The sequence below is a fragment of the Streptomyces sp. WAC03905 genome, assembly GCF_057371075.1.
Genome location: NZ_JBXYDZ010000003.1, coordinates 1,504,646 through 1,524,800, shown reverse-complemented (window position 1 = coordinate 1,524,800; position 20,155 = coordinate 1,504,646). Strand labels below are relative to the sequence as shown.

Annotated in this window: 17 protein-coding genes; 12 read left to right on the top strand and 5 right to left on the bottom strand. The window is 75.2% G+C overall.

Features of this window, described 5'->3' with window-relative positions; translation table 11 throughout:
* Window positions 1-26: 26 nt before the first annotated feature.
* Both AC2RP6_RS09580 and AC2RP6_RS09575 read right to left on the bottom strand, forming a co-directional pair.
* Complete coding sequence (locus AC2RP6_RS09580) at window positions 27-1,604, bottom strand: alpha/beta hydrolase (RefSeq protein ID WP_486445826.1); 1,578 nt, start codon at window positions 1,602-1,604, stop codon at window positions 27-29.
* A 112-nt stretch (window positions 1,605-1,716) separates the two neighbouring features.
* Window positions 1,717-2,748: an Rv2578c family radical SAM protein gene (locus AC2RP6_RS09575; RefSeq protein WP_486445825.1), complete on the bottom strand. Its 1,032-nt coding sequence runs from the start codon at window positions 2,746-2,748 to the stop codon at window positions 1,717-1,719.
* A 186-nt stretch (window positions 2,749-2,934) separates the two neighbouring features.
* Between AC2RP6_RS09575 and AC2RP6_RS09570 the strand changes: the two genes are divergently transcribed.
* From AC2RP6_RS09570 to AC2RP6_RS09540, 7 genes are all read left to right on the top strand, one after another.
* Window positions 2,935-3,384 carry an SRPBCC family protein gene (locus AC2RP6_RS09570; protein WP_486445824.1) on the top strand — a complete coding sequence of 150 codons (450 nt, stop codon included), beginning with the start codon at window positions 2,935-2,937 and terminating at the stop codon, window positions 3,382-3,384.
* A 187-nt stretch (window positions 3,385-3,571) separates the two neighbouring features.
* A complete protein-coding gene (locus AC2RP6_RS09565) occupies window positions 3,572-4,408 on the top strand; it encodes a M55 family metallopeptidase (RefSeq protein WP_486445823.1) in 837 nt (278 codons plus the stop codon).
* Window positions 4,401-5,795, top strand: a complete 1,395-nt coding sequence (locus AC2RP6_RS09560) for a M20/M25/M40 family metallo-hydrolase (RefSeq protein WP_486445822.1) — start codon at window positions 4,401-4,403, stop codon at window positions 5,793-5,795. The genes AC2RP6_RS09565 and AC2RP6_RS09560 overlap by 8 nt, the downstream gene beginning before the upstream one ends.
* Before the next feature lie 13 nt (window positions 5,796-5,808).
* Window positions 5,809-7,803 carry a prolyl oligopeptidase family serine peptidase gene (locus AC2RP6_RS09555; protein ID WP_486445821.1) on the top strand — a complete coding sequence of 665 codons (1,995 nt, stop codon included), beginning with the start codon at window positions 5,809-5,811 and terminating at the stop codon, window positions 7,801-7,803.
* 45 nt (window positions 7,804-7,848) lie between these two features.
* Window positions 7,849-8,406: a GNAT family N-acetyltransferase gene (locus tag AC2RP6_RS09550; RefSeq protein WP_486445820.1), complete on the top strand. Its 558-nt coding sequence runs from the start codon at window positions 7,849-7,851 to the stop codon at window positions 8,404-8,406.
* Window positions 8,407-8,464: 58 nt separating this feature from the next.
* Window positions 8,465-9,364: an arginase family protein gene (locus AC2RP6_RS09545; RefSeq protein WP_486445819.1), complete on the top strand. Its 900-nt coding sequence runs from the start codon at window positions 8,465-8,467 to the stop codon at window positions 9,362-9,364.
* Window positions 9,365-9,428: 64 nt separating this feature from the next.
* On the top strand, window positions 9,429-11,399 hold the full coding sequence (locus tag AC2RP6_RS09540) for a DUF5107 domain-containing protein (RefSeq protein WP_486445818.1): 1,971 nt from the start codon (window positions 9,429-9,431) through the stop codon (window positions 11,397-11,399).
* Between the two features lie 362 nt (window positions 11,400-11,761).
* On the opposite strand, the gene AC2RP6_RS09535 is transcribed toward AC2RP6_RS09540, so the two are convergent.
* The gene (locus AC2RP6_RS09535; protein ID WP_486445817.1) at window positions 11,762-12,616 is read right to left on the bottom strand and encodes a methyltransferase domain-containing protein; all 855 of its coding nucleotides are present in this window, start codon (window positions 12,614-12,616) and stop codon (window positions 11,762-11,764) included.
* Between the two features lie 412 nt (window positions 12,617-13,028).
* Here AC2RP6_RS09535 and AC2RP6_RS09530 point away from each other — a divergent pair, with 412 nt between their 5' ends.
* From AC2RP6_RS09530 to AC2RP6_RS09515, 4 genes are all read left to right on the top strand, one after another.
* A complete protein-coding gene (locus AC2RP6_RS09530; RefSeq protein ID WP_486445816.1) occupies window positions 13,029-14,297 on the top strand; it encodes an aminotransferase class I/II-fold pyridoxal phosphate-dependent enzyme in 1,269 nt (422 codons plus the stop codon).
* Between the two features lie 13 nt (window positions 14,298-14,310).
* The gene (locus AC2RP6_RS09525) at window positions 14,311-15,402 is read left to right on the top strand and encodes an MBL fold metallo-hydrolase (RefSeq protein ID WP_486445815.1); all 1,092 of its coding nucleotides are present in this window, start codon (window positions 14,311-14,313) and stop codon (window positions 15,400-15,402) included.
* A 175-nt stretch (window positions 15,403-15,577) separates the two neighbouring features.
* Complete coding sequence (locus AC2RP6_RS09520; protein WP_486445814.1) at window positions 15,578-16,933, top strand: eCIS core domain-containing protein; 1,356 nt, start codon at window positions 15,578-15,580, stop codon at window positions 16,931-16,933.
* A gap of 259 nt (window positions 16,934-17,192) precedes the next feature.
* Entirely contained in the window at window positions 17,193-18,143 is a 951-nt protein-coding gene (locus tag AC2RP6_RS09515) for a virginiamycin B lyase family protein (protein ID WP_486450273.1), read from the top strand.
* Here AC2RP6_RS09515 and AC2RP6_RS09510 read toward each other — a convergent pair.
* Both AC2RP6_RS09510 and AC2RP6_RS09505 read right to left on the bottom strand, forming a co-directional pair.
* A complete protein-coding gene (locus tag AC2RP6_RS09510; RefSeq protein ID WP_486450272.1) occupies window positions 18,140-18,769 on the bottom strand; it encodes a DedA family protein in 630 nt (209 codons plus the stop codon). The genes AC2RP6_RS09515 and AC2RP6_RS09510 overlap by 4 nt on opposite strands.
* Window positions 18,770-18,798: 29 nt before the next feature.
* Complete coding sequence (locus AC2RP6_RS09505) at window positions 18,799-19,575, bottom strand: MBL fold metallo-hydrolase (RefSeq protein ID WP_486445813.1); 777 nt, start codon at window positions 19,573-19,575, stop codon at window positions 18,799-18,801.
* 140 nt (window positions 19,576-19,715) lie between these two features.
* Between AC2RP6_RS09505 and AC2RP6_RS09500 the strand changes: the two genes are divergently transcribed.
* Complete coding sequence (locus tag AC2RP6_RS09500) at window positions 19,716-20,120, top strand: hypothetical protein (protein WP_486445812.1); 405 nt, start codon at window positions 19,716-19,718, stop codon at window positions 20,118-20,120.
* The last annotated feature ends 35 nt before the right edge of the window (window positions 20,121-20,155 follow it).

Sequence of the window (20,155 nt, the reverse complement as noted above, 5' to 3'; positions counted from 1 at the left end):
TCGGGAAGTCCTGCGGGCCCGGAGGGTCAGCCGCGGAAGCCCAGGAGGCCGTGCAGGGCCGCGCCGCCCGACGACGGGGGGACGGCCCGGGTCGCGGACGTCGGCTGCGGGGCCGCCTGCGCCGGGCAGGTGGCGTCCGCTGCCCGCCCGGTCCGCAGGTAGGCGGCCACCTTCTCGTCCAGGCACTTGTTCCCGCTCAGGGCGATGCCGTGGTTGCCGCCGCCCTCCTCGACCACGAGGGCCGAGCCCGCCAGCTTCTCCCGCATGCTGACCGCACCGTCGAAGGGGGTCGCCGCGTCGTCCGTCGCCTGGAGCAGGAGGGCCGGCGGCAGGTCGGCGTTGGTCACGTCCGGCGCCCGCAGCGGCTCCGTCGGCCAGAACGCGCACGGCGCGTTGTACCAGGCGTTGTTCCAGGTCATGAACGGCGCCTTGGCGTGCGTGCGCCACATGTCCGCACGCCATGCGTTCCAGTCCCGCGGCCATGCCGAGTCCCGGCACTGGACCGCCGTGTAGACGCTGTAGCTGTTGCCCGCCGAGGGTTCCACCGCGCCGAACCGCTCGTACGCCGCCACCAGGGGCTTGGGGTCCTTCTTCACCGTGTACGCCGCGAAGGCCTCGGCCAGGCTGGGCCAGTAGCCGTTGTAGTAGCCGCCCGGCATGTAGGTGTCCTCCAGCTCCGCCGGCCCCAGCTTGCCGCCGGCCGGGGTCCGGCGCAGCGCCTGCCGCATCGCGTACCAGCGGGTCTCGACCGCCGCCGGGTCGGTGCCGAGCCGGTAGGTGGCGTCGTGCTGCGCGACCCAGGCCAGGAACGCCTTGTGGCGGGCGTCGAAGGCCAGGTCCTGGGAGAGGTTGTCCCGGTACCAGACGCCGGTCGGGTCGACGACGGAGTCCAGGACGAGCCGGTGGACCCGGCCCGGGTGGAGCTTGGCGTACACCGCGCCCAGATAGGTCCCGTACGAGTAGCCGAAGTAGCTGATCCGCTCCGCGCCGAGGGCGGCCCGCAGCACCTCGATGTCGCGGGCGGCGGACACGGTGCCGATGTGGGGCAGCACGTCCGCGTGCTTGGCCCCGCAGGACCGGGCGAAGGCCCGGACCCGGTCGAGGTTGGCCCGCTCGGTCGCCGCGTCCTGCGGGACGGAGTCGGGGCGGACGGGGTTGAAGTGCCCGGCCCCGCAGTCGAGGGCCGGCTCGCTCCTGCCGACCCCGCGGGGGTCGAAGCCGATCACGTCGTACTGCGCGGCGACGTCCTTGGGCAGGGCGGAGGCGACGAACCCGGCGAGGGCGCGTCCGCTGCCGCCGGGGCCGCCGGGGTTGACGAGGAGGGGGCCCTGGGAGGTCTTGGCGGTGTGCGGGACCCGGGTCAGCGCGAGCGTGATCGTCCGGCCGGCCGGACGGTCGTGGTCGAGGGGCACCGTGAGGGACGCGCACTGGAGCGTCGGGTAGCGGGGGGTCGCGCAGCCGGTCCAGCGCAGTGCGGCGGCCCGCGCGGCCGTCCCCGCCGGGGCGGGCGCGGCCGGGGCGGCCGTCACCGGGGTCGCGAGCGCGGCGGTGACGGTGGAGATCGCCAGCAGGACGGCGGCGCGCTTCTTCAGGGGGTGGAGCATGGGGCCTCCCAGCCGAGTGTTCTGGGCGGAATCGTCCCGGAAACCTCGCCTGGAAGACGGCATTGGACGGCCTATTGGCCCGATGTGATGACCGTTCAGGGCGCGCGGGGCGTCACAGGAGCGTCAGCTGGGTCGCCCCGGCGGGCGCTGACCCGTCCGGACGGTCGGGGGCCGCGATCCGGCGCGACGTGCCGCGCCCGGCCGGGCCGATGCCGAATTCGGCCGCCAGTTCGTGGACTTGGCGGGTGATCATCCGCTGGTACCAGGTGGGCGCGTACGCGCCGCCCGCGTACATCCGCTCGTACCGTTCGACGAGGCGCGGGTGGTGCTCGCCCAGCCAGGCGGTGAACCACTCGCGGGCGCCGGGCCGCAGATGGAGTACCAGGGGTGTCACGGAGGTGGCGCCGGACTCGGCGACGGCCCGGACGGTGGCCCGCAGCTGCGCGGGGGAGTCGCCGAGGAAGGGGATCACCGGCGCCATCAGTACCCCGCACTCGATCCCGGCGTCGGTCAGCGTCCGTACGGCGTTCAGCCGGGCGGCGGGGGAGGGTGTGCCGGGTTCCACGGTCCGCCACAGGGCGGTGTCGGTGAAGCCGACGGACACGGAGATCCCGACCTCGGTGACCTCGGCGGCCTCGCGCAGGAGGGGGAGGTCGCGCAGGATCAGCGTGCCCTTGGTGAGGATGGAGAAGGGGTTGGCGCGGTCGCGCAGGGCCTCGATGATCCCGGGCATCAGCCGGTAGCGGCCCTCGGCCCGCTGGTAGCAGTCCACGTTGGTGCCCATGGCGATGTGCGCGCCGCTCCAGCGGGGCGCGGCGAGCTCGCGGCGCAGCAGCTCCGGGGCGTTGGTCTTCACGACGATCTGGGAGTCGAAGCCGAGGCCGGTGTCGAGGTCCAGGTAGCTGTGCGTCTTGCGGGCGAAGCAGTAGACGCAGGCGTGGCTGCAGCCGCGGTAGGGGTTGACGGTCCATTCGAACGGCATGCGCGAGGCGCCGGGGACCCGGTTGACGATCGAACGGGCCCGCACCTCGTGGAAGGTGATCCCCCTGAACTCGGGGGTGTCGATCGTGCGGGTGACGACGGCGTCGGCCCCGAAGAGCGCGGCCGGCCCCGCGGGGCCCTCGGTCAGGTTCTCCCAGCGCATGGTGCGCCTCCCTCGGTAGCTCTGCCGAAAGAATAGAACAAACGTTCCCATGATCGTGCGGTGCCGGACCCGCCGGGGCGGCGGGCCGCGTGCGTCCGCCGCTCCGTCCGACCCGGATTTGGGCCACCGCCCCGGAGGTGGTTGGCTTCGCCGTGACGAGCGGACACAACTGCTGGAGGAACAGGTATGGCGCAGGTCGAGGCCACCACGGAGCGCATCATCGGGGCCGACGCGGAGACGGTCTTCGACGCGCTGGCCGACTACAGCGGGACCCGGGGCAAGCTGCTGCCCGAGCACTTCAGCGAGTACGAGGTGCGCGAGGGCGGCGACGGCGAGGGCACCCTCGTGCACTGGAAGCTGCAGGCCACCAGCAAGCGCGTGCGCGACTGCCTGCTGGAGGTCACCGAGCCCACCGACGGGCAGCTCGTGGAGAAGGACCGCAACTCCTCCATGGTCACCACCTGGCTGGTCACCCCGGCCGGCGAGGGCAGGTCCAAGGCCGTCGTCACCACCGTGTGGAACGGTGCCGGCGGCATCGGCGGCTTCTTCGAGCGCACCTTCGCCCCCAAGGGCCTCGCCCGGATCTACGACACCCTGCTGGCCAACCTGGCCGCGGAGGTCGAAGGCAAGGCCTGAGCACGGCTGTTGCCCGGGCCCCGGCGGGCCCGGGCCGGGTCGGGCCCCTCACCGGTTCGGGTGGAGTTCGCGCCCCGGCCGCGCCCGCGCGCTGATCCGCCCCGGACGACGGGGCAGCCCTTAGGCTGGGCGCAGTGCGTGCCGTCCGCGTCGCGCGCGACCGCGCAACCGACCGCACGGGGGCCCGATGAAGATCCTCATCTCCGCCGACATGGAAGGCGCCACCGGCGTCACCTGGCCCGCAGACGTGCTGCCGGGCACGCCCCAGTGGGAACGCTGCCGGGCGATGTTCACCTCCGACGTCAACGCCGCCGTACTCGGCTTCTACGACGGCGGCGCCGACCAGGTCGTCATCAACGAGGCGCACTGGACCATGCGCAATCTGCTGCTGGAGCGGCTCGACGCCCGCGCGGAAATGCTCACCGGCCGCCACAAGTCGCTCTCCATGGTCGAGGGCGTCCAGCACGGCGACGTCGACGGCATCGCCTTCGTCGGCTACCACACCGGCGCCGGCTCCGAAGGGGTGCTCGCCCACACCTACCTCGCCAACTCCATCACCGGCGTCTGGCTCAACGGGACCCGCGCGAGCGAGGGGCTGCTGAACGCCCACGTCGTCGCCGAGTACGGCGTCCCGGTCGTCCTGGTCACCGGCGACGACCTGACCTGCGTCGACGCCGCCGGATACGCCCCGGAGGCGATGACCGTCGCGGTCAAGGACCACGTCTCGCGCTACGCCGCCGTCTGCCGGACCCCGGCGCGCACCGCCGCCGACATCCGGACCGCCGCCAAGCAGGCCACCGCCCTCGCCGTCCGGCGCGACCCCGTGCCGGGCCGCGGCCCGTACACCGTGGAGCTGGAGTTCGACGCCGAGCACCTGGCGATGTCCGCGACGGTGGTCCCGGGGGTCCGTCGCAGCGGGGAGCGCAGGGTCGCGTACACCAGCGAGACGATGTACGAGGGGATCCGCACCTTCAAGGCGGTCACGACGGTCGTCTCGGCGGCCGTGGAGGAGCAGTATGGCTGACATGCGCGCAATCGACACCGGGGCTCCCGTCGACGCCGACGATGCCGGCGGCACCGTGGACGGAGTCACCGCGGTGGACGGGGTGGCCCTCGACGAGGCCGTCGCGTTCACCTCGGACCTCATCAGGATCGACACGACCAACCGGGGCGGCGGAGACTGCCGCGAGCGGCCCGCCGCCGAATACGTCGCCGAACGGCTCGCCGCCGCCGGCCTGGAGCCGCTCCTGCTGGAGCGCACCCCGGGCCGTACCAACGTCGTCGCCCGGATCGCGGGCACCGACCCGTCCGCCGACGCCCTGCTCGTCCACGGCCACCTCGACGTGGTCCCCGCCGAAGCCGCCGACTGGAGCGTGGGCCCCTTCTCCGGCGAGGTCCGGGACGGGGTCGTCTGGGGGCGCGGCGCCGTCGACATGAAGAACATGGACGCGATGGTGCTGGCCGTCGTACGGGCCTGGGCCCGCGCGGGGGTCCGCCCGCGCCGGGACATCGTGATCGCCTACACCGCCGACGAGGAGGACAGCGCCGTCGACGGCTCCGGCTTCCTCGCCGACCACCACCCGGAACTCTTCGAGGGCTGCACGGAGGGCCTGAGCGAATCCGGCGCCTTCACCGTCCACACCGGCCCCGGCCGCGCCCTCTACCCGATCGCCGCCGGCGAACGCGGCACCGCCTGGCTGAAGTTGACCGCGCGCGGCACCACCGGTCACGGCTCCAAGCCCAACAAGGCCAATGCCGTCAGCCGGCTGGCCGCCGCCGTCGCCCGGATCGGCGCGTACGAATGGCCGGTCCGGCTCACCGACACGGTGGCCGCCTGCATCACCGAACTGGCCGCCCTCCAGGGCCTGTCGGTCGACCCGCGGCGCCCCGGCCTCGACCTCGACACGGTCCTCGGCAAACTGGGCCCGGCCGCCACCCTCGTCGAGGCGACGATCCGCAACAGCTCCAACCCGACCATGCTCAGCGCCGGTTACAAGCTGAACGTGATCCCCGGGGAGGCCACCGCCTTCGTCGACGGACGCATGCTGCCCGGCGGGGAAGCCGAGTTCACCGCCGCCCTCGACGAGCTCACCGGTCCCGACGTCACCTGGGAGTTCCACCACAGGGAGGTCGCGCTCGAAGCTCCCGTGGACGGGCGGACGTACGCCGTGCTCCGCGAGTCCGTCGAGCGGTTCGACCCGGACGGGCACGTGGTCCCCTTCTGCATGGCGGGCGGCACCGACGCCAAGCAGTTCTCCCGGCTCGGCATCACCGGCTACGGCTACTCCCCGCTGAAGCTGCCACCCGGCTTCGACTACTGGTCCCTCTTCCACGGAGTGGACGAGCGGGTCCCCGTCGAGGCGCTGCACTTCGGCGTCCGCGTCCTCGACCGCGCGCTGCGCGCCCTGTGAGCGGGGCCCGCTGATGTCCGCGACGCCGACCTGTCCCTACGGGAGCTGGCCCTCGCCCATCGACGCGGGCCTCGCCGCCTCGCGCGACGGACGGCCCGAGTACCTCGGCGCGGTCGGCCCCGAAGTGTGGTGGACCGAGCCCCGGCCGCGGGAGGCGGGCCGCCGCGCCCTCGTGCGCCGCCGCCCCGCCGGCAGCGGCAGCGAGGTCAGCGAGCTGCCCGCGCCGTGGGACGTGCGCAGCCGGGTCACCGAGTACGGCGGTCTGCCCTGGGCGGGAGCCGAACGGGCCACCGGCGGGCCCCTGTTGGTGTTCGTGCACTTCGCCGACCAGCGGCTGTACGCGTACGAGCCGGACGCGCCCGGTGCCCCCGGACCCCGGCCCCTGACCCCGGTGTCCGCGACGGGCGGCGGGCTGCGCTGGGCCGACCCGGTGCTGCGCGGCGACGAAGTGTGGTGCGTGCTGGAGGAGTTCACCGGGCCCGCGCCGACCGACGTGCGCCGGGTCCTGGCCGCCGTACCGCTGGACGGGTCGGCGGCCGCGGACCGGACGGCCGTGCGGGAGCTGACCGGCGACCGGCACCGCTTCACCACCGGCCCCAGGATCTCCCCGGACGGCCGGCGGGCGGCCTGGCTGGTGTGGGACCACCCCCTGATGCCCTGGGACGGTACCGAGCTGCAACTGGCCGAGATCACCGCCGACGGGCGACTGGCGGGGCCCCGGACGGTCCTCGGCGGCCCCGACGAGTCCGTGGCCCAGGTCGACTGGACGGCCGACGGAACGCTCCTGGCGGTCAGTGACCGCGGCGGCTGGTGGAACCCGTACCGGGTCGACCCGGACACGGGGTGGGCCGTCAACCTGTGCCTGCGGGAGGAGGAGTTCGGAGGAGCCCTGTGGAAGCCCGGGCTGCGCTGGCTCGCACCGCTGCCCGACGGGCTCGTCGCCGTGCTGCACGGCCAGGGCTCCTCGGTGCTCGGCATCCTCGACCCCGAGAGCGGCGACCTGGTCGACGCGGCCGGGCCGTGGACGGCCTGGCAGCCGACGCTCGCCGTGCACGGCAGCCGGGTCTACGGGGTCGCCGCCAGCCCGCGCAGCGCCTACGAGGTCGTCGAGCTGGACACCGCCACCGGGCACGCCAGGGTCGTCGGCGCGCAGGGCGCGGACCCGGTGGACCCGGCCTACTACCCCGAGCCGCTGAGCCGGACCTTCCTCGGCCCGGACAACCGGCAGATCCACGCGCACGTCTATCCGCCGCACCACCCGTCCTGCCGGGCCGCCGCCGACGAACTGCCCCCGTACGTGGTGTGGGCGCACGGCGGACCCACCGACCACGTGCCGCCCGTACTCGACCTGCACATCGCCTACTTCACCTCCCGCGGGATCGGCGTGGTGGAGGTGAACTACGGCGGCTCCACCGGCTACGGCCGCGCCTATCGGGAGCGGCTGCGCGAACAGTGGGGCGTGGTGGACGTGGAGGACTGCGCGGCGGTGGCCCGGGCGCTGGCCGCCGAGGGCACCGCCGACCCCGTCCGGCTCGCCATCCGCGGCGGCAGCGCGGGCGGCTGGACGGCGGCGGCCTCGCTGGCCGCGACCGACCTGTACGCCTGCGCGGCGATCATCTACCCGGTGCTGGACCTGCGCGGCTTCGCCGAGGAGACCCACGACCTGGAGTCCCGCTACATCGACGGCCTGGCGGGGCCGCCGCAGACCCTCGCCGTCGTGTGCCGCGAGCGTTCCCCGGTGGCCCGGGCCGACCGGATCACGGCGCCGTTCGTCCTGCTGCAGGGGCTGGACGATCCGGTGTGCCCGCCGGCGCAGGCGGAGCGGCTGCTCGCCGCGATGCGGGGCCGGCCGGTGCCGCACGCCTATCTCGCCTTCGAGGGCGAGGGCCACGGCTTCCGCCGGGCGGACACGATGATCCGGGCGCTGGAGGCGGAACTGTCGCTCTACGCGCAGGTCTTCGGGATCGAGCGCAGTGACGTGCCGCGCCTCGCGCTGGACACGACCTGAGGGACGCCCGATCCCGGGCCGGGCGACACCCCCTAGCCTGGGAGGATGACCGTTTCGATCTACGTCCGGGAGGGCGGGCGCGTCGGCCTGCGCCCCTACCGGCAGGCCGACGGGGCCGAGTTCACCGCGCGGGTGCGCGAGAGCCGGGACCTGCACCGCCCCTGGCTGTTCCCGCCCGCCACCGTCGAGGAGTACGAGGCCTACGCGGCACGGCTGACCGGGGGCGAGGACCGCACCGGGTTCCTCGTGTGCGAACTCGCCACCGGCGCCCTGGCCGGCTTCGTCAACGTCAACAACATCGTGCGGGGCGCCTTCGAGTGCGGGGCCCTGGGCTACGGGGCCTTCGCGCACGCCGCGGGCCGCGGGCTCTTCCGCGAAGCCCTCGGCCTGGTACTGGACCACGCCTTCGCCCCCGAGGGGGAGGGCCTCGGCCTGCACCGGCTGGAGGCCAACGTCCAGCCCGGCAACGCCGCCTCGATCGCGCTGGTCCGCGGCGCCGGATTCCGGTTGGAGGGGCTCTCCCCGGAGTTCCTCCGCGTCGACGGCGCCTGGCGCGACCACGAACGCTGGGCCGTCACCGCCGGGATGCGACGCCCGCGATGACACCGCCCGCTCGGCGGATCGCCGCCCGCCACGGCGCCCGATCGCGCAGGATGGGGGGATGCGCACCCTCGTACTGCTCGATGCACCGTCCAACCTGGGTCTGCGGCCACCCGCCCCCGGGACCGTCCCCGGCGTCTACAAACTCGCGGGCGCCCTGCGCGAACAGGGCCTGCTGAGCAGGCTCGGGGCACGTGAGGGAGGCGTCGTGGTGCCTCCCCGCTACGACCGGGGAGACTGGGAGGAGGGCGACGGCGTCTTCAACGCCGGGGCGATCGCCGCGTACACCGTCACCCTCGCCGACCGCATCGAAGCGCACCTGCGGGCCGGGGAGTTCCCCGTGGTCCTCGGCGGGGACTGTTCCATCCAGCTCGGCGCCTCCCTCGCCATGCGCCGCACCGGCCGCTACGGTCTCGCCGCCGTCGACGGTTCCGCGGACTTCCGCCACCCCGGCAACACCGCCGTCAACGGTCCCGTCGGGGCCGCCGGAGGCGAGGAACTGGCCCTGGCCACCGGCCGCGGACAGGCCTCCCTCAGCGACCTGGAGGGCCTCGCGCCGTACCTGCGCGACGAGGACGTACGGCTCTTCGGGCTCCGCGACGGTGACGCGGACCTGCTGGAGCTGGCGGAGGCCGGGATCTTCGCCGCCACCGTCGGCGAGATCCGCCGGCGCGGCGCCGCGGCCGTGGCCCGGTCGGCCCTGGACGGGCTGCATCCGCCCGTCACCGACGGGTTCTGGGTCCACCTGGACGCCGACGTGCTCGACCCGGAGGTGATGCCCGCCGTGGACAGCCCCGACCCCGGGGGACTGCGGCCGCAGGAGGTCGCCGACCTGCTGGCGGTCCTGGTGGGATCCCCGCGGTGCGTGGGGCTGAACGTGACCGTCTACGACCCTGACCTCGATCCGGACGGCCGTGCGGGTGCGCTCCTGGCGGACCTGGTGGCGGGCGCCTTTGCGTAATCCTGACCGGTGGTGATCCGCGGAACCCCTGTGCACCGGCCGCCGTGGCGTGTTCCATTTCCTCATGGCCACCACCGTCCGACGCGCCGTACTGACCCTCCCCGCAGCCCCGTTGGGCTCCGACAACCCGCTGCCCGCCCTGCGCGCGCCCGACGGGGTGCACGACCTGGACGAGCGCTCCCGCGGCGGCCTGCCCCGCGACATGGCCCGGCAGATCGGCTACGAGCCGCTGCGCTCGCTGCTGCCCCTACGGATCCGCGACGGGTACCGGCGCGAGCGCGCGGAGCGGGAGTTCGAGGCCGTCGTCATCGAGAACGAGCACCTGCGGGTCACCGTGCTGCCGGGGCTGGGCGGACGGGTCCACTCGCTCGTCCACCTGCCGACCGGGCGCGAACTGCTGTACCGCAACCCGGTGTTCCAGCCCGCGAACTTCGCGCTGAACGGCGCCTGGTTCTCCGGCGGCATCGAGTGGAACACCGGAGCGACCGGCCACACCACCCTCTCCTGCGCCCCGTTGCACGCCGCGCTGGTCCCGGCCCCGGACGGCGGCGTGATGGTCCGGCTGTGGGAGTGGGAGCGGCTGCGCGACCTGCCGTTCCAGGTGGACCTGTGGCTCCCCGAGGACTCGCCGTTCCTGTACGTCGGCGTCCGCGTCCGCAATCCGCACGAACGGCCCGCCCCCGTGTACTGGTGGTCCAACACCGCCGTTCCCGAGGACCCGGGCAGCCGTGTCCTGGCCCCCGCGGACGAGGCCTGGCACTTCGGGTACGAGCGTTCGCTGCGCCGGATCCCCGTGCCGGAGTGGCAGGCCGCGGACCGTACGTACCCGCTGCGCAGCGAGTACCCGGCGGACTACTTCTACGAGGTCCCCGAGGGGGCGCGGCCCTGGATCGCCTCCCTCGACGCCGCCGGGCACGGCCTCGTGCAGACCTCCACCGGGCGGCTGCGGGGGCGCAAGCTGTTCGTGTGGGGCGCGGGCGGCGGCGGGCGGCGCTGGCAGGAGTGGCTGACGGAACCGGGCACCGGCGGGTACGCGGAGATCCAGGCAGGGTTGGCCCGGACCCAGCTGGAACACGTACGGCTGGAGGGCGGGGCGGAGTTCAGCTGGCTGGAGGCGTACGGGCCGCTGTCGGCGGAGCCGTCGGCGGTGCACGGCGCCGACTGGGCGGCGGCCCGCGGCGCCGCCGAGGACGCGCTGGACGCCGTACTGCCGCGCGAGCGCGTGGACGCGGCGTACGAGGCGTGGCGCGGCCACGCCGACACCGAACCGGGGGAGCGGTTGGCGGCCGGCTCGGGGTGGGGCGCGCTGGAGGTGCTGTGCGCCGGGCACCGGCTGCCGGGCACGCCGTTCGAGGAAGCCACGCTGGGCGACGAGCAGGAGCCGTGGCTGGAGCTGTGGCGCACGGGCGTGCTGCCCGCCCCGCGCCGGGTGGTCCCGCCGGGCCCGAGCCTGGTCGCCGCGCACTGGCGCGACATGCTGGAGACGGCGCCCGCGGACCCCTTGACGGAGTACCACCTGGGGGTGGCCCAGTGGCACGCGGGGGACACCGCCCAGGCGGTGCGCAGCTGGGAGCGCGGGCTGGCGCTCGCCCCCTCGCAGTGGCCGCTGCTGCGCTGCCTGGCGGTGGCGGACGCGCTGGCGGGCGATGCGGCGCGGGCCGCGGACAGGTTCGCGGCGGCCTTCGAGGACCTGGCCGCGGAGAGCCGCGGGGGCGAGCCGTGGACGGCGGCGGAGTCGGCGCTCGGCCAGGAGGCGATGGCCGCGCTGCTGGCTGCGGGCCGGACGGAGCAGGCCCGGTCCGTCTGGGACCGGCTCCGCCCGGCCCTGCGCGAACAGGGCCGCTTCCGGCTGCTGGCGGCCCGGCTGCTCGCGGCGGAGGGCCACGTCCGGGCGGCCCGCCGGGTCTTCGACGAGGGCTTCGAGCTCCCCGATCTGCGCGAGGGCGAGGAAACCCTGTCCGAACTCTGGTCCGCCCTCACGGACTGCCCCCTGCCCGCCCGCTACGACTTCCGCATGCGGCCGGCTGTTTCCTGATGTCGTCGAGGCGGAGGGTGAACTGTTTGCCCGACCGGTGCCGGTTGTTGACGGGTTCCTCGTTGAACTGTCGGGTTCCTCGTTGAAACCGAAGTCCGCCGGGCCCAGGCACCGGCTGACGAACCAGTGCGCCGCACCGGCGCCGAGCGCGAACACGAGGCCGGCGACCACGGCGGTCCTCACGAGGAGCGCCTTCCGGCTCCGGGCCCGGCGGTGCCGGCGGAGCGGACGGCTGCGGCGCTGCGGTCATGGGGCGGTCTCCCGGTCGTGCGTGGTGCGGTGCCGTGCGGTGCGCCGTACGCACGGACGTGGGCACGCCATAGCCCCAGGTGGGAGGCTGCCGCCGTGGCCGCGGCCACCGCTCAGGCGCGGCAGAGGATTTCGGCGTTCAGGACCGCGAACCAGGCGTCCGGGGAGGTGCCCCAGGTGCGCCAGGCGTGCGCGGCGGCGGCCAGGTCGGCGGTGGTCGCGTGGCCGCCCCGGACGGCGACGTCCGCGTACGCGGAGGCCTCCGTGCGGTCGGCCCACAGGGCGGACCACCACGACGTCTCCTCCGGGGTGGCGAAGCACCAGGCGGTGGCCGAGGAGGTCACGTCCGTGAAACCGGCCTGCCGGGCCCAGGACCGCAGGTGGCGGCCCGCGTCGGGCTCGCCGCCGTTGGCGCGGGCCACCCGCCGGTACAGGTCCAGCCACGCGTCCAGTCCCGGCGTCGCCGGGAACCAGGTCATCGCCGCGTAGTCCGCGTCCCGCGCGGCGACGATCCCGCCCGGCCGGCACACCCGCCGCATCTCGCGCAGCGCCCGTACCGGGTCCCCGACGTGCTGCAGCACCTGATGGGCGTGGACCACGTCGAAGGAGTCGTCCGGGAAGTCCAGGGCGTGCACGTCCGCGACGGCGAAGGACACCGCCTCCTCCAGACCGCGCTCGGCCACATGGGCCCGCGCCTGCGCCAGGACGTCCCCGGCCGCGTCGACGGCGGTGACCCGGCCGCCCGGTGCGACCCGCTCGGCCAGGTCCGCCGTGATCGTGCCCGGACCGCAGCCCACGTCCAGCACCGCCTTTCCGGGACGCAGCTCCCCGATCAGGTAGGCGGCCGAGTTCTCTGCCGTGCGCCAGCGGTGCGAGCGCAGGACCGACTCGTGGTGGCCGTGCGTGTAGACGGCGGTCTCCCCGGCGGTGTTCGTGGCTGCGTTCGTGGCTGCGTTCGTGGCGTCCATGGCTGTGCCCCTCCTCGTCGAAGCGTGGACACCACCGTAAGTGATCAGTTCGTCATGTGAGATACGCGTTTTGACATATGGACAGGATGTCGGTGCGGCAAGGGCTCCGGGCGGGTCGGTGGCAGGGCGTGGCGGGGGGCGAGGAGAGGTGCCCCCGGGGGCGTCACCCCCGGCGACGCGGTGCCGGCCGGCGTCCCGCGGGCCGCGGACGCCGGGGCCGGGTTGGTCGCGATGGTGGGCCGCCCGGGCTTGGGGGGTGTCCGGCGGATCAAGGTCGGACACCCCCTAGCCCGGGTCGGCGACCCGAACGGCGACGCCCGACAACGGGCATAGGTGACCGAATAATCGTATAAAGGTCAGGGTCGGCGGAGTGCGGCGCCACGAACGCGGGAGGCGGACAGCGGTGGAGGGGATGCAACGCACGACGGCGCAGGGCCGCGGCCCGGTCCGTTACGGCCCGCCCGCGCCGCAGCCCGGCCTGCCCGTGCTCTCCGAACTGATCTCCGTCCTCGGCGCGGCCGCCGGCCGCTCCTCGCCCCAGCCCCCGGGCGGCGGCCGTTCGCTGCGCCGGGCCGCCTGCCGGTACTGGGGCCGCCGCGGACTGGCCACCACCCCCGAGCATGTGGCGGCGGGCCCCGGCGCCCCGGCGCTGCTCCTGGCCCTCCTCGGGGCGCACGGGGGCGACGTGATGCTGCCCCGGCCCTGCCCCGCCTGGTGGACCCCGCAGGTGCGGCTCCTGGGACGACGGGCCTACCACGTGCCGACCCCGGCCGAGTGCGGCGGCGTACCGGACCCCTACGCCCTGCTGGAGACGGTACGGCGGGTGCGCGCCGAGGGCGGCGACCCGCGGGTCCTGCTGCTGTCGGTCGCCGACGACCCGACCGCGACCGTGCCGCCGCCCGAACTGGTGCGCGAGGCCTGCGAGGCCGCCGAGAGCGCAGGACTGTTCGTCGTCAGCGACGAGAGCTGGCGCGACACCGTCCACCGGCCCCACGACGACCTCGTCCTCAGCCCCGCCGAGATGCTGCCCGAACGGAGCGCCGTCCTCGTCGACCTGTCCGGCGCGCTGCTCCCCGCCGGCTGGCCCGCCGCCGTGGTCCGTTTCCCCGCCACCCCGCAGGGGGCCCGGCTGCACGCCCACACCCTCGACGTCCTCACCGCCACCGGCGCGATGGTCGCCGGGCCCGTCGCCGGCGCGGCGGCCCACGCCCTCGACGAACCCGACGCCGTCGCGGCCCGGGCGTACGCGGCCGCCCGCCTGCACGGCCTGGTGGCCGCCGCCGCGCACCGCGAGATCCGCGCCGCGGGGGCCCTGGCCCGGCCCCCGCAGGCCGGCCGTCACCTCTACGCCGACCTCGACCCGCTGCGCGACGGGCTCGCCCGGCACGGGGTCGGCGACGCCCTGGAGCTGGAGGACTGGCTCGGCGGGCGGCTCGGCGCACCCACCCCCGGCGGGCAGCGGTTCGGGGACGAACTGGGCGCGCTGCGCGTGAGGTTGTCCACCGGCCCGCTGCTGGGCGTCACCCCCGAGGAGCGGCTGGCCGCCCTCACCGCCCCCGATCCGCTCGCACTCGCCCACGTACGGAGCTTCCCTGGACCTCCTCGGATCGGTCCTGGCCGGGCTGGCCTGACCCCCGGGAGGCCCGCGCCCCCGCCCCCCCCGACCCCGCGACCAAGGTGAACGGAGACCCCCGATGAGCGACCGGACGGACGCCGCCCCCGCACCCGCCCCGGCCGCCCCCGCCGCGGGGCCCGCCCGCCCGGCCGCCGCCACCGCGCGGGAACCCGGCCCGTCCGCGCCGCGCCCCATCGGCGAACACCGCCGCTGGCCCCGCTCGTTCGCCGACCGGCTGACCACCCCGCTGCCCGGGGTCCGTGCCTTCGCCCGGCTCGCCCGCGAGGGCGCCTTCCGGCCCGGGCCCGAAGGGCTGCGCGGCATCCCGGACCTGCCCTACGCGCCGGGCCCGCTGCCCGCGACGGCCCCCGGCTCGGTGTCCGTCACCTGGGCCGGGCACGCCAGCTGGATCGTGCGGACCGGCGGACTGACCGTGCTCACCGACCCCGTCTGGTCCCGGCGGATCCTCGGCACCCCGGCCCGGATCACGCCCGTCGGGGTGCGCTGGGAGGACCTCCCGCCCGTCGACGCGGTCGTGATCAGCCACAACCACTACGACCACCTCGACGCCCCCACCCTCAGGCGCCTGCCCCGCGACACCGCCCTGTTCGTCCCGGCGGGCCTCGCGGGCTGGTTCCGCCGCCGCGGCTTCACCCGGGTCACCGACCTCGACTGGTGGGAGGCGGCCGAACTGGACGGCGTACGCTTCGAGTTCGTCCCCGCCCACCACTGGTCGAAGCGGTCCCTGACCGACACCTGCCGGTCCCTGTGGGGAGGCTGGGTCCTCACCGACACCCTGAGCCCGGTCCCGAGGAAGGTCTACTTCGCCGGGGACACGGGCTACGGCCGGTGGTTCCGGGAGATCGGCCGCCGCCACCCCGGCATCGACCTCGCGCTGCTGCCCGTCGGCGCGTACGCACCGCGCTGGTGGCTCGGCGACGTGCACGCCGACCCGGAGGAGGCCGTGCAGGCCTGCCTCGACCTCGGGGCCCGGCGGATGGCCCCCATGCACTGGGCGGCCTTCGTCCTCTCCGCCGAACCGGTGATGGAACCCCTGCACCGCACGCTGGCGGCCTGGGCCCGCGCGGACCTGCCCCGGGAGGACCTCTGGGACCTCCCGGTCGGAGCCTCCCGCACCCTCCCGGACCCGGCTACCGCCCGAAGGCCGTAGCGGAGGGTCCGTCCTGCGGGAGGAACCGGGACTGCCCTCGCGGCCGGTCGGGTCTGCCCTCGGGTACCTGGCGTCCACCGGGTCGCCCGGCGTATGCAGGACCAGGACGTACGCGAGACGCAGGCAGGACACGGGCATCACGTACGGCTCCGGTTCCCCGACGAAGGAAGCGCCAGTGCATAACCACGCGAAGGCCAGGTCGAACGCCACCGAGGACGCCCGGTCGACGGTCCGCGGGCCGGTCACCGCACCCCCCGTACGGGCCTCCGGGCTCCTCGGGCTGCAGGCGACGGTGGGGAACGCGGCGGTCGTACAGCGTCTGAAGCAGCAGCACCGGCACGGTGCCGGGTGCGGCCACGAGGCGGAGGAGGCGCCGGTCCAGCGCTCGGCCGTGCACGACGTGGTGCGGGGCGGCGGCAGGCCGCTGGACGGCAGAACGCGCGCGGACATGGAGAGCCGGCTGGGCGCCGACTTCTCCGACGTCCGCATCCACGACGACAGCGCGGCGAAGGCGTCGGCGGCCGAGGTGGGCGCCCGGGCCTACACCAGCGGGAACCACGTGGTGATCGGGGAGGGCGGCGCCGACAGGCTCACGCTCGCCCACGAACTCACCCACGTGATCCAGCAGCGCCGGGGCCCCGTGGCCGGTACGGACAACGGAGCGGGCCTGCGGGTCTCCGACCCCTCCGACCGCTTCGAGCGGGAGGCGGAGAGCAACGCGCGCCGCGCCATGAGCGGAGCGGCGCCGAGGACCGAGCTGCACGCACAGGAGACGGGCCGGGCCGACCGGGGGGCGGCCCACGACTCGGTCCAGCGCTGGGCGGTGCAGGCCGGCGCGAACCAGCAGCACATGACGGTCTCGGCGAACGGCGTCTTCGCCGTCCCGAGCGACGACGCCACGTCGATCTGGATCCGCGTCAGCGCGCCCGCGGGGTCCTACTCCCCGGCCCTGCGCCCGACCGGCACGGCGCAGCAGGCCCTCTTCGGCGGCACGGAGCTGTACCAGGAGCACGAGCTTGCGCGGAACATCCTGGACGACTGCCTCCACACGGCCGAGGAGATCATGCACAACGCCGTCGGAGAGCTGGCCGACGGCGCGAACAGCAACGTCCGTACGAGCGCCGGGCTCAAGGCCTTCGGCATGTCGGACGAGCAGAACCGCGACCGCGCGGGCGACTTCCAGGGGGCGACGGACCGCGACGCCAGCCCGGTGGTGGGACAGGCCTACCTGATGCTCGCCATGAACCCCGGGGAGCAGATCATGTCGCAGTACCACGCCGCGGCGGTGGTGGGCATGGACGGCCAGGACACGGTGACGATGGAGGCCTTCGCCGGAAGCGGCCAGACCGCCGCGAACCCGATGACGTACACGATCGGCACGGTGGCCTCCTTCCACGACTACTGGACGGGCGCGTACTACACCCCGAACTACCCGGGGGTCACCATGAAGACCGTGGTCATCGTCAAGCGCGGCAAGGGCCGCCGGGTGGCGACGGGCTCGGAACAGCCGGCCAACCCGAACGTCGCCTAGGTCCTGTCGTCGAAGTGGCGCCGCGGGCCAGGTGCAACTTTGACGACAGGGCCCGGGCGGCGGACACCCTCTGAGCAGGGGGAGAGCGCCGGGGGCGGGTGACGGCCGCGTCGGCGCGGCCCCGCGGCGGCGGGCATTGGAGTGGCCGGGGCGGGCTGCGGTGGCGTGGCTCCCGCGTCCTCGGGCGGGGGTTCCTAGGGTCGGCGGGGGTACGGCACCGGGCCGACCGTCCAGATCAGGTGGGTGAGTCGTGGAACGCATGACGGACCAGGCGCGAACGATCGGTCCCCCGGCCCCCGCGGGACGCACCGCCGCCCGGTGGTGGACCGGCCGGCTGGCCGCCGCCGTAGGGCTGCTGGTGCTGTGCGCCCTCCCGGCGGGGGCGGCGGGCGCCGCGCAGCCGGGAGACGCGGGATCCCCCGCCGGACCGCCGCTGTACGTGTCCGACTACGGCAACAACCGCGTGGTCTCCCTGCCCGCGGACGGCGGCGCCGACGACCAGAGCACCGTGCCCCTCGACGGCCTCGTGCGGCCGACCGGCCTCGCCTGGGACGCCGCGGGCCGGCTCTACGTCTCCGACACCGGCAACAACAGGGTGGTCGTCCTGCCGCCGGACGGCGGGGAACAGTCCGTCGTTCCCGCCACGGACCTGTCGCGCCCGCTGGGGCTCGCCGTCGACGCGGCCGGGAACCTCTTCATCGCCGACAGCTTCAACGACCGGGTCGTGGAGGTCGCCGCGGACGGGAGCGGCCAGAGCACCGTCCCCACCACCGGGCTGCTACACCCCTGGGGGCTGGCCATCGCGCCCGACGGGAGCCTGTACGTCTCCGACTTCGTCAACGACCGGGTCGTGAAGGTGGCCGCGGACGGCAGCGGCCAGAGCACCGTGGCGACCACCGGACTCTCCCAGCCGACCGGACTGGCCCGCAACGCCGTCGGCGACCTCTACATCGCGGACAGCGGCAACAACCGGGTCGTGAAGGTGCCGGCGGACGGCGGCCCGCAGACCACGGTGCCCGTCACCGGCCTGAACTCCCCGCTGGGCCTCGCGCTCGACGGCTCCGGCGGGCTGTACGTGGCCGACGGCTTCAACAACCGTGTCGTGCGGGTCCGCGAGAGCGGCGGCGGCCAGATCACCCTCGCCTTCACCGGCCTCAACACCCCCACCGGCCTCGCCTTCCCCCCGACGGCCGCCCGCCCGAAGGACTAGGGGGTGTCCGGGCGCAGGCGGCGCCAGGCCGCCGGGCCGGCGCTGACCAGCAGCGCCAGGGCGACCGCCACGGCCACGCCCTTCCACGGCTCCGAGAACAGCGAACCGCCCAGGATGCCGATCAGGCAGTACGTGGCCGCCCAGGCCAGGCACGCGGGACCGTCCCCGCGGGCGAACCGGCGCAGCGGCAGCTCGGCCAGCAGACAGGCCAGCATCACCGGGATCCGGCCCGCCGGGACCAGCCGGGACAGCACCAGCACCATGACCCCGTGCTCGTCCAGCTTGGTCTGCGCCTGCTCCAGCCGCTCGGGCGCGGCGCGGTCGCGCAGCGCCCTCAGCCACCGCGACCCGCCCCGGGAACGCACCCCGCGCTGCCCGAGCCAGTACAGGGCCAGGTCCCCCGTGAAGGCGGCCAGCGCCGACACCGCGAACACCGGCAACACCCCGTACGGCGGCGACTGGTGGTGGAACGCCACCACCGCCGCCGAACTCACCAGCGCCCCGGTGGGGATCACCGGCACCAGCGCGCCCAGCGCCACCAGCACGAACAGCGCCGGGTAGCCCACCGCCTGCTGGGTGGTCTCCGGCGGCACCTGGCCGGTCCCCGCCGCCGCGGAGGCCGCCACCGCCGCAGCAGCCGTCAGGTCCCGGAGCGTCACGGCAGCCGCACCCGCTCGCCGTGCACCGGCACCCGTACGGCCGTCCGGGGCGCCAGCCGCCGCGCGAACCGCTCGAACTCCTCGCCCGGCGCGTGGAACTCGTGCGGGCGCACCGCGTCCATCCCCACCGGCCAGTACGTCCCGTAGTGCACCGGCACCGCGGCCGCCGGCGACAGCTGCGCCAGCGCCCGCGCCGCCCGCCCGGCGTCCAGGTGCCCCGGCCCCAGGTACGGGCCCCAGCCGCCCACCGGCAGCAGCGCCACGTCCACCGGTCCGACCTCCTCGGCCATCGTGTCGAACAGGCCGGTGTCCCCGGCGAAGTAGGTCCGCGCCGCGCCCTGGACCACGTATCCGAGGGCGGGCGCGAGCTGCGGTCCGAACGGCAGCCGCCGCCCGTCGTGCCGGGCGCTGACCGCGCGGACCCGTACGCCCGGCCCGACGTCGGTCTCCTCGCCCGGCGCCGTCTCCGTCACCGCCAGCCCGCGCCGCCCGGCGAGCCGGGCCAGTCCCGGGACCGCCCGCCGCGCCCCGCGCGGCACCAGGAGCCGGGTCCCGTGCGCGAGCCGCCCCAGCGACGGCAGGTGCAGGTGGTCCGCGTGCAGGTGCGAGACCAGCACCACGTCCGCCACCGCAGCCTCGGGCGGCGGGAGCGCCCCGCGGCGCCGCCGCAGGTGCGCGAGCCGCCGCGTGAACAGCGGGTCCGTCAGCAGCCGCACCCCGGAATCCTCGACGGTGCACGCCGCATGGCCCCACCAGGTGATCTCCACCGGCACCAGGCCCTCCCTCCCTCGACGTCCCACCGGCTCGGACTCTCCTACCCATCATGCCGGGCCGCAGGCTCCCGCCACCGCTCCGCAACCGGAACCCGGCAGCCCCTCCTCTCGGGCGGCGGATCGGAGTAGGGTCCGGCGGCATGGAAGAGTTGCGCGTGGCCGCGATCGCCAGCCTGGCCCCGCTCGAAGACCTGGACGCCGACCCCTTCGCCGTGGACACCCGCGGCCAGTACGCCGTGTGCGCCCGCTGGGCGGCCGACCGGGGCTACGTCGTGACCAAGCAGCTGCTCGTCTACGGGCTGCGCGCCGACCACTGCGGCTTCTGGTCCGACATCGACGCCGGCCGGGTCGACCTGTTCGTCGCCGCCAACGAGCGGGTCCTGGCCCGCGCCCTGGGCTGCGTCGAGGAGTTCACCGCCGAGTGCGAGCGGCGCGGTGTGCGCCTGGAGACCGCCGGGGACGAAGAGCCCCGCTACACCTCCGAGATGAAGGCCGAGGTGCACCGCCGGCTGTCCATGCCGACCGCCGGATACGACGGGACCTGACCGGCGCTCCCGGCTCCGCACCACCTCGGCCGCGA

Coding starts and splice junctions, on each gene's coding strand:
- AC2RP6_RS09580 (WP_486445826.1), bottom strand. CDS start 1,604: ATGCTCCACCCCCTGAAGAAGCGCGCCGCCGTCCTGCTGGCGATCTCC.
- AC2RP6_RS09575 (WP_486445825.1), bottom strand. CDS start 2,748: ATGCGCTGGGAGAACCTGACCGAGGGCCCCGCGGGGCCGGCCGCGCTC.
- AC2RP6_RS09570 (WP_486445824.1), top strand. CDS start 2,935: ATGGCGCAGGTCGAGGCCACCACGGAGCGCATCATCGGGGCCGACGCG.
- AC2RP6_RS09565 (WP_486445823.1), top strand. CDS start 3,572: ATGAAGATCCTCATCTCCGCCGACATGGAAGGCGCCACCGGCGTCACC.
- AC2RP6_RS09560 (WP_486445822.1), top strand. CDS start 4,401: ATGGCTGACATGCGCGCAATCGACACCGGGGCTCCCGTCGACGCCGAC.
- AC2RP6_RS09555 (WP_486445821.1), top strand. CDS start 5,809: ATGTCCGCGACGCCGACCTGTCCCTACGGGAGCTGGCCCTCGCCCATC.
- AC2RP6_RS09550 (WP_486445820.1), top strand. CDS start 7,849: ATGACCGTTTCGATCTACGTCCGGGAGGGCGGGCGCGTCGGCCTGCGC.
- AC2RP6_RS09545 (WP_486445819.1), top strand. CDS start 8,465: ATGCGCACCCTCGTACTGCTCGATGCACCGTCCAACCTGGGTCTGCGG.
- AC2RP6_RS09540 (WP_486445818.1), top strand. CDS start 9,429: ATGGCCACCACCGTCCGACGCGCCGTACTGACCCTCCCCGCAGCCCCG.
- AC2RP6_RS09535 (WP_486445817.1), bottom strand. CDS start 12,616: ATGGACGCCACGAACGCAGCCACGAACGCAGCCACGAACACCGCCGGG.
- AC2RP6_RS09530 (WP_486445816.1), top strand. CDS start 13,029: ATGCAACGCACGACGGCGCAGGGCCGCGGCCCGGTCCGTTACGGCCCG.
- AC2RP6_RS09525 (WP_486445815.1), top strand. CDS start 14,311: ATGAGCGACCGGACGGACGCCGCCCCCGCACCCGCCCCGGCCGCCCCC.
- AC2RP6_RS09515 (WP_486450273.1), top strand. CDS start 17,193: ATGACGGACCAGGCGCGAACGATCGGTCCCCCGGCCCCCGCGGGACGC.
- AC2RP6_RS09500 (WP_486445812.1), top strand. CDS start 19,716: ATGGAAGAGTTGCGCGTGGCCGCGATCGCCAGCCTGGCCCCGCTCGAA.